11 protein-coding genes and 1 other annotated feature are annotated in these 12,157 nt (G+C 67.6%); of the genes, 9 read left to right on the top strand and 2 right to left on the bottom strand.

From position 1 onward, the window contains the following. The first annotated feature begins 34 nt into the window (after nucleotides 1–34). The 9 genes from V6V88_RS13585 to V6V88_RS13545 all read left to right on the top strand — a co-directional run bounded on the left by V6V88_RS13585 (nucleotide 35) and on the right by V6V88_RS13545 (nucleotide 10,168). Entirely contained in the window at nucleotides 35–793 is a 759-nt protein-coding gene (locus V6V88_RS13585; protein WP_338619514.1) for a gluconate 2-dehydrogenase subunit 3 family protein, read from the top strand. Beyond that, nucleotides 786–2,558 (top strand): GMC family oxidoreductase, encoded by a 1,773-nt coding sequence (locus tag V6V88_RS13580; RefSeq protein ID WP_338619513.1) that lies wholly within the window; start codon nucleotides 786–788, stop codon nucleotides 2,556–2,558. The genes V6V88_RS13585 and V6V88_RS13580 overlap by 8 nt, the downstream gene beginning before the upstream one ends. Next, nucleotides 2,555–3,535, top strand: a complete 981-nt coding sequence (locus tag V6V88_RS13575; RefSeq protein WP_338619511.1) for a c-type cytochrome — start codon at nucleotides 2,555–2,557, stop codon at nucleotides 3,533–3,535. Before V6V88_RS13580 ends, V6V88_RS13575 begins: the two co-directional genes overlap by 4 nt. Nucleotides 3,536–3,609: 74 nt before the next feature. Then, nucleotides 3,610–3,662: a sequence feature (sul1 is cis-regulatory element that is thought to sense ions involved in sulfur or methionine metabolism; They are found in Alphaproteobacteria), on the top strand. Nucleotides 3,663–3,753: 91 nt separating this feature from the next. Continuing rightward, nucleotides 3,754–5,220, top strand: coding sequence for a SulP family inorganic anion transporter (locus V6V88_RS13570; protein WP_338619508.1), 1,467 nt, complete (start codon nucleotides 3,754–3,756; stop codon nucleotides 5,218–5,220). A 111-nt stretch (nucleotides 5,221–5,331) separates the two neighbouring features. Next, on the top strand, nucleotides 5,332–6,099 hold the full coding sequence (locus tag V6V88_RS13565) for an endonuclease/exonuclease/phosphatase family protein (RefSeq protein ID WP_056317766.1): 768 nt from the start codon (nucleotides 5,332–5,334) through the stop codon (nucleotides 6,097–6,099). After that, nucleotides 6,096–7,286 carry a cardiolipin synthase ClsB gene (gene clsB, locus V6V88_RS13560; protein ID WP_142055297.1) on the top strand — a complete coding sequence of 397 codons (1,191 nt, stop codon included), beginning with the start codon at nucleotides 6,096–6,098 and terminating at the stop codon, nucleotides 7,284–7,286. The genes V6V88_RS13565 and clsB overlap by 4 nt, the downstream gene beginning before the upstream one ends. Beyond that, complete coding sequence (locus V6V88_RS13555) at nucleotides 7,283–8,284, top strand: lysylphosphatidylglycerol synthase domain-containing protein (RefSeq protein ID WP_142055299.1); 1,002 nt, start codon at nucleotides 7,283–7,285, stop codon at nucleotides 8,282–8,284. The genes clsB and V6V88_RS13555 overlap by 4 nt, the downstream gene beginning before the upstream one ends. An 8-nt stretch (nucleotides 8,285–8,292) precedes the next feature. After that, nucleotides 8,293–9,423 carry a DUF3182 family protein gene (locus V6V88_RS13550; RefSeq protein ID WP_338619504.1) on the top strand — a complete coding sequence of 377 codons (1,131 nt, stop codon included), beginning with the start codon at nucleotides 8,293–8,295 and terminating at the stop codon, nucleotides 9,421–9,423. Next, entirely contained in the window at nucleotides 9,410–10,168 is a 759-nt protein-coding gene (locus V6V88_RS13545; RefSeq protein WP_056317755.1) for an alpha/beta fold hydrolase, read from the top strand. The genes V6V88_RS13550 and V6V88_RS13545 overlap by 14 nt, the downstream gene beginning before the upstream one ends. Before the next feature lie 19 nt (nucleotides 10,169–10,187). On the opposite strand, the gene V6V88_RS13540 is transcribed toward V6V88_RS13545, so the two are convergent. Then, on the bottom strand, nucleotides 10,188–11,297 hold the full coding sequence (locus tag V6V88_RS13540; protein ID WP_338619503.1) for a DUF748 domain-containing protein: 1,110 nt from the start codon (nucleotides 11,295–11,297) through the stop codon (nucleotides 10,188–10,190). Nucleotides 11,298–11,465: 168 nt separating this feature from the next. Beyond that, nucleotides 11,466–12,152 carry a PIG-L family deacetylase gene (locus V6V88_RS13535; RefSeq protein WP_338619501.1) on the bottom strand — a complete coding sequence of 229 codons (687 nt, stop codon included), beginning with the start codon at nucleotides 12,150–12,152 and terminating at the stop codon, nucleotides 11,466–11,468. Between the last annotated feature and the right edge of the window lie 5 nt (nucleotides 12,153–12,157).

Below are 12,157 nucleotides of genomic sequence, written 5' to 3'. Positions count from 1 at the left end.
AAGTGGCGTGCCTGCCCCACCGAGGGAGCGATACATGCGTGATCAACCAGTACCCGGCCGGCGGGGGCTGCTCAAGGCCCTTGCCGTCGGCGTCCCCGGCGCCGCCTGGGCGCCCCGCGCAATCAGCGCACCGGACCATCCCCCTTCTGCCCCCCAGCCGGACGCTGCCGCGACCGGCGCCGCGCCCAACCGGACGCTCAAATTTTTCAATGCGCAGGAAGCCTTGACGATGGACGCCATCGCCGCGCGGCTGATTCCGGCCGACGATCTGGGTCCGGGCGCCAAGGAAGCGGGGGTGACGCTGTTCCTTGACGGCCAGCTTGCCGGCGCCTGGGGCGCGGGCAGACAGCTCTACCGCCAGGGTCCTTTCGAACCGGGCACGCCGGAACAGGGCTACCAGCTTTCGTTCACACCGGCCGAAATGTTCCGGCGCGGTCTGGCCGCGCTGGACGCGGCGGCGCGCAAAGCGGACGGCAAGCCGTTCGCGGAATTGGATGCGTCGCGCCAGGACGCCTGGCTGCGCGACATGCAGGAAGGCAAGCCCGACTTCTCGCCGCTGCCCTCTGGTGTGTTCTTCCAGGCGCTACTGGAAGGCACGATCGAAGGGTTCTTTTCGGACCCGCTCTATGGCGGCAATGCGGACATGGTGGGGTGGAAGCTCGTGGGGTTTCCGGGCGCGTTTGCCTCGTTTTCCAACGACATCGAGCGCCACGGCGTGATCTGGGCCGGCCAGCCGGTGTCCATTGCCAACGCCACGAGCCACAAGATGACGCCCGGAGGCAAGCATGGCTAAAACGCTACCGGCGGTCGACGTGGCAATCATTGGAGGCGGATGGACCGGTTCCATCATCGGCAAGGAGCTTGCCGCCGCCAAGCAACGGGTCGTGGTGCTGGAACGCGGCGAGGCACGGTGGCCGTCGCCTGACTTTCAGGGGCCCAACGTCCACGACGAACTCAAGTACACGCGCCGCCACGAACTGCACCAGGACGCCGCGACCGAAACCTACACGTTCCGCAACAACGCGGACCAGAAGGCGCTGCCGATGCGCCGGTGGCAATTTGCCTACCCCGGCACGCATCTGGGCGGCGCGGGCAATCATTGGTCGGGCGCCTACTACCGCTTCGATCCCACCGACTTCGTCATGCGCAGCCATTACAACGAGCGCTATGGCAAGGACATCTTCGACAAGGAACTGACCTGTCAGGACTGGGGCATCACCTATGACGAGCTGGAGCCGTACTTTGATCGCTTCGATTACCTGATCGGCGCTTCCGGCCAGGCGGGCAACATCAAGGGCGAGAAACAGGAAGGCGGCAACCCGTTCGAGCCGTGGCGCTCGCGCCCCTACCCCAACCCGCCCATGAAGGTGCCCTACGCGCCGGCGCTCTTTGGCGAAGCCGCACGCAAGCTGGGCTATCACCCTTACGTGCAGCCGTCCGCGCTTTGTACGCGGCCCTATGTGAACACCGAAGGCCTGCACATGAGCGCGTGCGTGTACTGCGGATTCTGTTCCAACTTTGGTTGCGAGCACTTCGCCAAGGCCTCGCCGCAGGTGTGCATCCTGCCGGTGGCCATGAAGATGGAGAATTTCGAGATCCGCACCGGCGCGCACGTGCTGCGCGTGGAGCTGACGCCGGACAAGAAGCGCGCCCGGGGCGTGACGTACGTGGATGCGGGCGGCGAAGAAGTCTTCCAGCCGGCCGAAATCGTCGTGCTGTCCGCGTTCGGCATCAACAACGTGCGGCTGCTGTTGCTCTCGGGAATCGGCAAGCCCTTCGATCCGGCAACCAACACCGGCGTCGTGGGCCGCAACTACACACACCAGACCACCTCGGGCGTGAACCTGTTTTTCGACGAGTCGGTCAACATCAACCCGTTCATGGGCGCCGGCGCGGTGGCGGTGACGATGGACGACTTCAGCGCCGACAACTTCGACCATGGGCCCGTGGGCTTCGTCGGCGGCGGCTATCTGCAGATTCAGGTCGTCAGCGGCGCGCCGATCGGCTTTCATCCCACGCCCAAGGGCACGCCGTCGTGGGGCTCTGAATGGAAGAAGGCGGTCGCGCGCTACTACAACCATGCGGCCAACATCACCATCACCGGCTCGGCGCAGCCCTGGCGCGGCGGCTACCTGAGCCTGGATCCCACCTACAAGGATGCGTGGGGCCTGCCGCTGTTGCGGGTGACTTACGATTTTCCGGACAACGACATCCGCATGTCGGCCTTTCTGACGGAAAAAGGCGACGAGATCGCACGCGCCATGAAGGGCATCGTCCGCACCGAACCGGGCCCGCGCAAGCGGCCGTTTTCGGCGACCGCGTATCAGTCGACCCACCTGACGGGCGGCGCGGCGATGGGCGACGATCCCAACACCAGCGTCGTTAACCGCTACGGTCAGTCGTGGGACGTCCCCAACGTGTTCGTCACGGGCGCCGCGCTCTTTCCGCAGAACTCGGGCTACAACCCGACAGGCACCGTGGGCGCCACCGCCTACTGGATCGTAGAGAAAATCAAGGCGGACTATCTGCGTTCGCCGGGCCCGCTGGTGTCATCATGATCGAACATCGCAAAGGCATCATCTTCACTGTCGGGTTGATGGTCGCGGTGCCGGCCATCACGCTGGTCGCGACCGTGCACCAGATGATGGGCGCGGGCGGCGACGAGGCGATCCGGGCCTCGGCCGTGCCGCAACCGCCACCGCCCGCCGCGAGTCCGGCGCCGCAGGCGGCCGCGCCGGCGGGGCAAGGGGCGGCCCCGGCGGCTTCGGGTGCCACGCCGGCCGCGACGGGTCCCGCCGCTGGATCGGGCGCGGCGGCGCCTGCCGCCGTATCGGGCGCAGCGGCGCCTGCCGCCCCATCGGGCGCCCAGCCGCCTGCCCCCCTGAAACCCGTGCCGGGACGCAGCGCCAACGATTTCACCGCGTCGCGCCCGGATTGGGAAAAGTGGCTGCGTGAGGCCGATCCCGAAGTCGGCAAACAGCTGGCCGCGAACGGCAAGCCCGGCGCGGGGGTGCAGGCCTGCGTGGCCTGCCATGGCCCGGCCGGCATCACGCCCACGGGCGGCATTTTCCCCAACCTGGCGGGGCTGCGCAGCGAGTATCTCGCCAAGCAGTTGGCCGACTTCCGGTCCGGCACGCGGGTGCAACCCCTGATGAACACCATCGCGCGCGCGCTGACAGAGGAAGAAATCGGACAGGTGGCGGCCTATTACGGCACGTTGGCCGGCCCGCCGCTGCACGTGGGCGAGTTCGGCGGCGAGGCGGCGCGCAAGCTGGATGTTGAAGGCGACGGCGCGCGCGCCCTGCCCGCCTGCGCCAATTGCCATGGTCTGCGCGGCATGGGCGAAGGCCCGTTGCTGCCGCGGCTGGCCGGGCAGTCTCGGGAATATTTCACCGACCAGATGAACGCGTTTCGCAATGGATCGCGCCAGAACGACGATGTCGGCGTGATGCGGGCGTTTTCGCGGCGCCTGACCGACGCGGAGATCCAGGCGCTGGCGCAATACTACGCCGGCCCGGCGCCAGCGCCGCGGTAGGCGCCGGTTAGGCAGTACAATCGCGTCCGCCGCACCCGCAACGGGTGCGCGGCCGCGACGCTGTCGCGATCCCAGATGGACCCGGCTTGCCGGGTGGCTCGGCCGGGCGCCTATCCCTCGGACAACCTGCAAGCCCAACGGGCGTTCGCCCTTGACCTGCCGCACACGCTGCGGCGCGACCCACGCCCGGCGCTTGCTCAAATCTGCTTAGCCAATCAATGTCAGTTCTTTCCAAGCTTCGCCGCGACTGGATGGCCAATCCGCGCGCGGACGTTCTGTCGGGGGTGCTCGTCGCCCTTGCCCTGATTCCCGAAGCCATCGGCTTTTCCATCATCGCCGGGGTCGACCCCAGCGTTGGCCTGTATGCCTCGTTTTCCATCGCGTTCATCATTGCGTTCATGGGCGGGCGGCCGGGCATGATCTCCGCCGCGACCGCCGCGGTCGCGGTCCTGGTCGCGCCGCTGGTGCGCGAGCACGGCGTCAGCTACCTGTTCGCCGCGACCGTGTTGATGGGCCTGCTGCAGATCGCGGCCGGATTCCTGCGGCTGGACCTGCTGATGCAGTATGTGTCGCGTTCGGTCGTGACTGGCTTCGTCAATGCGCTGGCCATCCTGATCTTCATGGCGCAGCTGCCGCAATTGATCGGGGTGACATGGGTCACGTATGCCATGGTGGCCGCCGCGCTTGCCATCATCTATCTGCTGCCCCGGCTCACCACGGTCATCCCATCGCCGCTGATCGCCATCATCGTCATGACGGCCGTCTCCATCCAGGCGGGGCTGGACGTCAACACGGTGGGCGACATGGGCGCGCTGCCCTCTGCCCTGCCGTCGTTCATGGTTCCCGATGTGCCCTTCACGCTGGAGACCCTGCGCATCATCCTGCCGTACTCGCTGACGATGGCCGCGGTGGGACTGCTGGAATCTATGATGACGGCGCAGATCGTGGACGACATGACCGACACCGCCAGCGACAAGCGCCGCGAATGCAAGGGCCAGGGCATTGCCAACCTGGTCACGGGCTTTCTGGGCGGCATGGGCGGCTGCGCCATGATCGGCCAGTCCGTCATCAACGTGCGCGCCGGCGGCCGCACGCGTCTGTCCACCTGCGTGGCGGGCGTCTTCCTCCTGTTCCTGATCGTGGCGCTGGGCCCCCTGGTGGCGCAGATCCCAATGCCGGCCCTGGTGGCCGTGATGATCATGGTGTCGATTGGCACCTTCAACTGGCGCTCCTTGCGCAACCTCGGCTCGCATCCCTGGCAGTCGTCGGTCGTCATGCTGGCGACGGTCGCCGTGGTGGTCTGGACGCACGACCTGGCACGCGGCGTGCTGGTGGGCGTGGTGCTGAGCGGTCTGTTCTTTGCCGGCAAGGTCAAAGGGCTGCTGCACGTGGCCACGTTGTTGTCCGAGGATGGGCGCACGCGTACCTACCGCTATTCGGGGCAGATCTTTTTCGCCTCGGCGTCGCGGTTTTCGGCGGCGGTCGACTTTCATGAAGCCGTGGAGCGCGTGGTGATCGATCTGACGGCCGCGCACTTCTGGGACATTTCGGCCGTTGGCGAACTGGACAAGGTGACGCTCAAGCTGCGCCGCGCGGGCATTCAGGTCGAGGTCGTGGGACTGAACGAGGCCAGCGCCACGCTGGTCGGGCGTTATGCCCAACCAGGGGCGCAGTCGGGCCACTAGCGCGCCGTCGCGGCCGATGCCTTCACGGCCTCGGCTGCGGATCAACACGTTTGGTTACTTCCCGGGCACGCCGCTTGCTCACTCCGCCAGATCGCATCTGCCGGAGTTTTCATGCCCGCTTCGCATTCCCTCGACGCCACGACGCTGACGGTGTTGACGGTCAACACCCATAAGGGCTTTACCAGTTTCAACCGCCGCTTCATGCTGCACGACCTGCGTGAGGCGCTGCGCACCGCCTCCCCGGACGTGGTCTTTCTGCAGGAAGTCCTGGGCGAACACCAGACGCACGCCGGGCGCCACGATTCCTGGCCGGCGCAGTCGCAGTATGAATTTCTTGCCGACACGTTGTGGACGGACTTCGCCTATGGCCGCAACGCGGTCTACCCCGAGGGACATCATGGCAACGCGATCCTGTCGCGCTACCCGATCGAAAGCCACGAGAACCATGACGTGAGCGTCGATGGCCATGAAGGACGGGGCCTGTTGCACTGCGTCTTGCGGCCCCCTTCCCTTGCGTCGCCCGTGCACGCCATCTGCGTGCATCTGGGGCTGCTCGAGCGCCACCGGGGCGAGCAATTGCGCCGGCTGTGCGAGCTGGTGTCCCACGGCGTGCCCGCGGACGAGCCGCTGCTGATTGCAGGCGACTTCAACGACTGGCGGCTGCGCGCGGATACGCTGATGCGCGATTGCGGCACGCAGGAGGTTTTCACGTCGCGTCTGGGCCGGCCCGCGCGCACCTTCCCGGCGCGCTGGCCGCTGCTGCGGCTGGACCGCATTTATGTACGCAGTGTGCGCGACTGGAAGCCGGTGCCGCTGGCATCGCGCGTCTGGTCGCGCCTTTCCGATCATGTGCCGATTTGCGCGGAGATTGCGCTATGAACCTGGGCTGGCGCGAAAACAACCGATATACCCTGCTGGAAAACGGCACGGAATACTTTCCCGCCGTCGTCGAGGCCATCGACGCGGCCAAGAGCGAAGTGCTGGTGGAAACCTTCATCCTGTTCGACGACACCGTCGGCCGGGATATCCAGCAGGTTCTGATCCGCGCCGCCAAGCGCGGCGTCAGCGTGGACCTGCTGGTCGACGGCTACGGCTCCGACGAGCTGAGCGAAGAATTCATCGGCGCGATGACCGAGGCCGGCGTGCGCTTTCACGTATTCGATCCGCGCCCGCGCTTTCTGGGCGTGCGTACGAACGTGTTCCGGCGCATGCACCGCAAGATCGTGGGCATCGACCGCGAGCGCGCGTTCATCGGCGGCATCAATTTTTCCGCGGACCATTTGCCCGACTATGGGCCGGAAGCGAAGCAGGACTACGCCGTTCTGGTTGAAGGGCCGCTGGCGGCCGACATTGCCGACTACGCGCGCGCGCAGCTGGGCAACGGCAAGCGGCGGCTGCGGCGCCGCCCCGCCCGGATGGATCCCCTGCCCGCCGGCGACGGCGGCGGGCGGCTGGTGGTGCGCGACAACATCAGCCATCGCAGCGACATCGAACGCTACTACCGGGCGGGCGTGCGCTCGGCGCGCTCGGACGTGCTGATCGCCAATGCCTACTTCTTTCCGGGATACCACCTGCTGCGCGACCTGGTGAAGGCCGCCCGCCGCGGCGTGCGCGTGCGGCTGCTGCTGCAGGGCGAGCCGGATGTCCTGGTCGCCCGCCTGGCCGCGTCGATGCTGTACGACTACCTGATCGATTCGGGCGTGGAGATCCATGAGTACTGCAAGCAACCGCTGCACGGCAAGGTCGCGTGCGTGGACGATGACTGGTCGACGATTGGTTCGAGCAACCTGGATCCGCTGAGTCTGGCGCTGAACCTGGAGGCCAACGTCGTGGTGCGGGACGCGTCGCTGAACGCAGCCCTGCGCAAGAGCCTGGACCGGCTGATTGCCGAAGACTGCCGGCCGGTCGAGATGGCCAAGAACTCGCGGCGCCGGTTGCGCCGCCTGTGGCTGGGCGTGGTGGTGTTCCACTTTCTGCGGCGGTTTCCCGCGTGGGCGGGCAGCTTGCCGGCCCACAAGCCGCGCCTGCAATCCATGACGGCGGATACCGGAAGGGAGACCGCATGAAGATCCTGCATTCGTCACCCATGCGGGCGTTGAGGCGCCGCTGGCCCCGTATCAAGCGCGTCCTGCCCGTGCTGGTGCTGATCGTGGTCGCCGGGCTGCTGTACTACTTCGGCCGCTCCGTGGACTGGCCGCAGGTGTGGGTCGCCATGCGCAAGATTCCGGGCCAGACCATCGCCATCGCGGCCGGACTGGTGGTTGCGGGCTACCTTGCGTACGGCAGCCTGGACCTCCTGGGCAAGAAATACACGCGCCACCACCTGCCCGCGCCCAAGGCGCTGGGCGTGGCGATGCTCAGCTACGCGCTGAACCTGAACCTGGGCGTGCTGGTGGGCGGCCTGGGAGCACGGCTGCGGCTTTACACGCGGCTGGGCTGCCGCAAGTCTGTCGCGACCCGCGTCGCCTTGTTTGCGGCGGCATCGAACTGGATCGGCTATGCGTGGCTGGCGGGCATCGTGTTCGCATTGGGCGTGGTGCCGGTGCCGGCGGGCTGGGAAATCGGCTCCGGCATGCTGCGCATCCTGGGACTTGCGCTGCTGGCGTTGGGCATTGCGTACGTCGTGACGTGCGCACGGGCCCGGCGCCGCAGCGTCACGTGGATGGGCCACCACATCACGCTGCCGCGCGCCCGCATGGCCGTGGCGCAATGCGCCCTGGCGGCGCTGTCCTGGTCCCTGATGGGCGCCATCTGCTACGTGCTGCTGCAGGGCAAGGCAAGCTACCCGGCGGTGCTGGGCATCCTGCTTTGCACGAGCTTCGCGTCGGTCATCACCCGCGTGCCCGGCGGGTTGGGCACCACCGAGGCCATCTTCGTGGCCGCGCTGGGATCCCAGATTCCGCCCACCGAAGTGCTGGGCGCGGCCTTGGCCTACCGGGCCGTCTATGCGTTGGCGCCGCTGTGCCTGGCGCTGATCGCGTATCCCCTGATCGAGCTGAAATTGGGCATGCGTCGGCGCAAGGCGGACGCCGCTCCCCCAGGCCAAGCAAGCCGCGTGCAATGAGGACCGCCATGAGTAGACCCCGACCCGACTCCGCAGGAACCGTCGCCGCCTATCCGCGGCGCGCCGCTGCGTCCGAACACGATATCGCCTCGCAGGAGGCGCTGGCGTTGCGCGTTGCCGCCTTGCTGGGACGGCGGTTCGCCCCGGACTTCCGGCCGACCCGCAATCGCGGCGAACCACCGCCCTACTACGTGCCGGATCGCAGCATCACCAGCCTGGCCCGCGCGGCAAAGTTGGGCATCACGCGCGCGGCCGACCTGTTCGGCGGCGTGACGCCGCATGCCTTCGTCGCCACCAAATCCATCACCCATGGCGTCGTCGACGCCCAGGCGCGGGTGCCGCAGGGGTGGGCGCGATCATTGGCCGGCGCGCTCGAGGAGGTCGTGCTTCGCGGCTTCACCGCCTTCACGCTGGAGGACGCCTACCGGGCCGGGGAACGGCTGCTGCAGGAAGGCGCATTCCGCGTCAAGCCAGCCGACGCCACTGCGGGCCGCGGGCAGATCGTCGTTCGCAACGCGCAGGAATTGCGGGCCGCGCTGAGCGAACAGGACGCTGCATCCGTGCGCCGCCTGGGCCTCGTGCTGGAGGAAGACCTGGCGCAGATCGAGACCTACAGCGTGGGCTGGGTGCGCGTGGGCAAGCTGGAAGCGTCGTATGTGGGCACGCAGTGCCTGACGCCCGACAACAACGGCGTGCCGGTGTACGGCGGCTCCAATCTCACCGTCGCCCGTGGGGGCTTCGACGAGTTGCGGGCGCTTAACCTGACCGGCGAAGAACGGCAGGCGGTGGACTTGAGCTGCCGCTATGACACGGCGGTCTCCACCGCCTATCCTGATTTCTTCGCGTCCCGGCGCAACTACGACGTGGGCGTGGGCCGCAACGCCCAAGGCGAACCCCGCGCCGGCGTGCTGGAGCAATCGTGGCGGGCGGGCGGCGCCAGCATTGCGGAACTGTCCGCGCTGCAGGCGTTCATGCTGTCGCCATCGCTTAAATCCGTGTCCGCCTTCACGCGCGAGCGCTATGGCGCGGACGAACCGCCGCCGACGTCAGAACAATACGTGTACCGGGGCGAAGACTCCGCCGTGGGTATGATCACCAAATCCGGGGGCATTCTGGAGGACGACGATGGCCGCCTTTAGCGACCCAATCGAAATCGACGTGGCGGACCAGCAGCTGGCCGGCACGTTTCTGACGCCCGAGAGCAAGGTGCCGGGCGTGCTGTTCATTCACGGCTGGGGCGGCGACCAGAAGTTCGACCTGGCCCGCGCCAAGGGCATCGCCGCGCTGGGATGCGTGTGCCTGACGTTCGACCTGCGCGGCCATGCCGCCACGCAGGCGCAGCAGATGCAGGTGTCGCGCGACGACAACCTGCGCGACGTCATGGCGGCCTACGACCGGCTTGCGGCGCACCCGTCGCTGGACAGCGGCTCGGTCGCGGTAGTGGGCAGCAGCTACGGCGGCTACCTGGCCGCCATTCTGAGCGGACTGCGCCGCGTGCGCTGGCTGGCCCTGCACGTGCCCGCGCTGTACCGCGACGACGAATGGATGCTGCCCAAGAACCAGCTCAACCGGGAAACCCTGCGGGCGTATCGCAACACCCATATCGAGCCCGAAAGCAACCGCGCGCTGGCCTCTTGCGCCACCTTCACCGGCGACGTGCTGATCGTGGAAGCCGAGCACGACGTGTACATTCCGCACTCGACGATCATGAACTACCGTTCGGCCTTCCGGCGGTCCCATTCGATGACGCACCGCATCCTGGATGGCGCGGATCACGCCCTCAGCGACAAGGCCTCGCAGCAGGCCTATACGTCGATCCTGGTGAATTGGGTGACCGAAATGGTCATGGGCGCGCGGGTCGGCCGGCCGCGCCCGCTGCCTTAGGCGGCTACCCGGCGACGGCTCAGGGCTTGGCGGGGCTGAGCAGGTCCGACAACGCGTTGCCCAATTCCTTGACGGCGCCCGCGACCCCTTCCGCGGCGCCTTCGGCGCCCACCCCAATGGCGTGTCCGAAGCCTTGCGCCACCTGCGCCGCAAAGCCGCGCGTGACCGAGAACTTCGGATTATCCAGGCTCCCCGCCAACGCGAAGTCGAACCGGACCGTGCCGCTCTTGTCCTTCATGGCCGCCAGCACTGCCTTGCGCGGCAACGAGAACAGGCTGCCGTCGCCGCTGAACTTCAGGTTGTGCAAGGCCACGGCACCCGAGGCCTTCAGCTCATGGCGGGCAATCGACGTCTTCATGTCCAGGTCCATCGAACCGCCCGACAGCGAGCCGGCGCCGTTCTCGGCCAGATAAGGCGCGGCATGGCGCACGTCCATGTTGCGCGCCGCGACCGTGATGTCGGCGTCCGTGCCGCCGATCACCACTTTGCCCCGCGCGCGCACCGTCGACTCGCCATTGCGGTTGTCCTCGACCTTGCCGGTAAATTCCATGTCGCTGGACGTGCCATCGCCAGGAATGACCACCGGCTGCAGCCGCGCCTGCACGTCCTTGAAGGGAATGCGATGCGGCGGCTTTGAGACAGCCCCGTCCAGGTATTCCAGCCGGCCATCGCGCAGGATCAGCTCGGCGACGCGGATCGGCCCGTTGCGCCGCGTCTTGCCATCCCCCACGCCCGCCCGCAGCGCCGCCTGCAGCGCGGGAGAGATCTGCATGTCGCCGTCCGGACTGCGCACCACGGCGAAATCGAACCCGTCAATGATGATGCGCTTGAACACGGCTTCGCGGCGCAGAAAGGCGGTCCACTCCGGTTCAAGTTCAACGCGCTGGGCGCGCGCGCCGGGCTGGCCAGATGCGCCGGGTACGGTGACGTCGGTCAGCACTACCTGCCGCAGGCCGACCTGCACGTTGCCGACCTGGCTGCGGGGGCCCAGAATGCTGGCGATGCGCTGTTCGACCACGCGGGTGGCGGCCAGCGCCAGCACCGCAAGGACGGCTCCGATCAGAAGCAGTATCGCCAGGGCTGTGCCCCAGCCTGACCGGCCACGCGCGTCGGCTGCGTTCGAACTCATCTTGGTTTCCGAAGTTGTACAAATCACCGGCGCCGCCGGCGCCACACCCCTTGCACCATAGCGAGGCGCGGCGGCCTGCGCAACCTAGAGCATCGTCCGGGATGCGCAATCATTCATCAATGCTCGAAAAGGATGAGACGGCGCCTGGCCTCGCCGTCTCGATGCTGGTCAAACGAGCTCACGCCGCCAGGACAGGCGCCAGTAGCGTTCGGGACGGGATGGCAAAGCGCCAAGCTGCCCCGCCTGCACGTCTGCCGCCAGGCTGTTGCGCGCGACCAGGGCGCGCTGACGACCACGCGTGACGTCGCCCTCGGCGCCGGCGTCGAACGGCGAGGCCAGGATCCGATGGCGCAGCAGACTGGCCAGCCGCTCCTGGACCGCGCCCGGCTCGGCGTCCGCGACCTCTTCATAGGCGATCCACTCCACGCGCAGAAACAGCGCGCGCGCGGTCAGGCATGCATCCGACACTTGCAGCTGCGCCGGCCCGCAAAGCCCCAGCGGCATCAGGATCACCCGCGGCCGCAGCGCGGACAGCGCCGATGCCAGGGCGCCCGTCAACCGCCCGGCCCTGCCGCTGTCCGGGTGCGGATCTTCCACCATATCCATCTGCACGCCGCGCACGCCCAGCAGCGACAGCGCCCGCGCGCTGCTGGCCTGGCGGGCAAGGACGGCGTCGCGGACGCTTGCAAGACGGTCGGCGCTATCCTTGCCGTTGGCGCAACCAGCGGGCAGCGGCAGGCCCGAATACACCGTGAGCACGGTGCTGTCCGCACGCGCCGCCAACAGGCCTGCGCAGCCGCAGACGGCGTCGTTAAAGCAGGGAGAAACCGCAATCAGTCTGCCTTCCCGGAGCATGGTTT

The sequence above is a fragment of the Achromobacter sp. E1 genome (assembly GCF_037039475.1).
Taxonomy (GTDB): Bacteria; Pseudomonadota; Gammaproteobacteria; order Burkholderiales; family Burkholderiaceae_B; genus Achromobacter; species Achromobacter mucicolens.
This window is presented reverse-complemented; position numbering and strand designations above follow the sequence as displayed.

Excerpts from the sequence above, each read along its gene's own strand:
- clsB (WP_142055297.1), top strand. The coding sequence starts at position 6,096 with ATGAACCTGGGCTGGCGCGAAAACAACCGATATACCCTGCTGGAAAAC.
- V6V88_RS13555 (WP_142055299.1), top strand. The coding sequence starts at position 7,283 with ATGAAGATCCTGCATTCGTCACCCATGCGGGCGTTGAGGCGCCGCTGG.
- V6V88_RS13575 (WP_338619511.1), top strand. The coding sequence starts at position 2,555 with ATGATCGAACATCGCAAAGGCATCATCTTCACTGTCGGGTTGATGGTC.
- V6V88_RS13580 (WP_338619513.1), top strand. The coding sequence starts at position 786 with ATGGCTAAAACGCTACCGGCGGTCGACGTGGCAATCATTGGAGGCGGA.
- V6V88_RS13545 (WP_056317755.1), top strand. The coding sequence starts at position 9,410 with ATGGCCGCCTTTAGCGACCCAATCGAAATCGACGTGGCGGACCAGCAG.
- V6V88_RS13565 (WP_056317766.1), top strand. The coding sequence starts at position 5,332 with ATGCCCGCTTCGCATTCCCTCGACGCCACGACGCTGACGGTGTTGACG.
- V6V88_RS13535 (WP_338619501.1), bottom strand. The coding sequence starts at position 12,152 with ATGCTCCGGGAAGGCAGACTGATTGCGGTTTCTCCCTGCTTTAACGAC.
- V6V88_RS13550 (WP_338619504.1), top strand. The coding sequence starts at position 8,293 with ATGAGTAGACCCCGACCCGACTCCGCAGGAACCGTCGCCGCCTATCCG.
- V6V88_RS13570 (WP_338619508.1), top strand. The coding sequence starts at position 3,754 with ATGTCAGTTCTTTCCAAGCTTCGCCGCGACTGGATGGCCAATCCGCGC.
- V6V88_RS13585 (WP_338619514.1), top strand. The coding sequence starts at position 35 with ATGCGTGATCAACCAGTACCCGGCCGGCGGGGGCTGCTCAAGGCCCTT.
- V6V88_RS13540 (WP_338619503.1), bottom strand. The coding sequence starts at position 11,297 with ATGAGTTCGAACGCAGCCGACGCGCGTGGCCGGTCAGGCTGGGGCACA.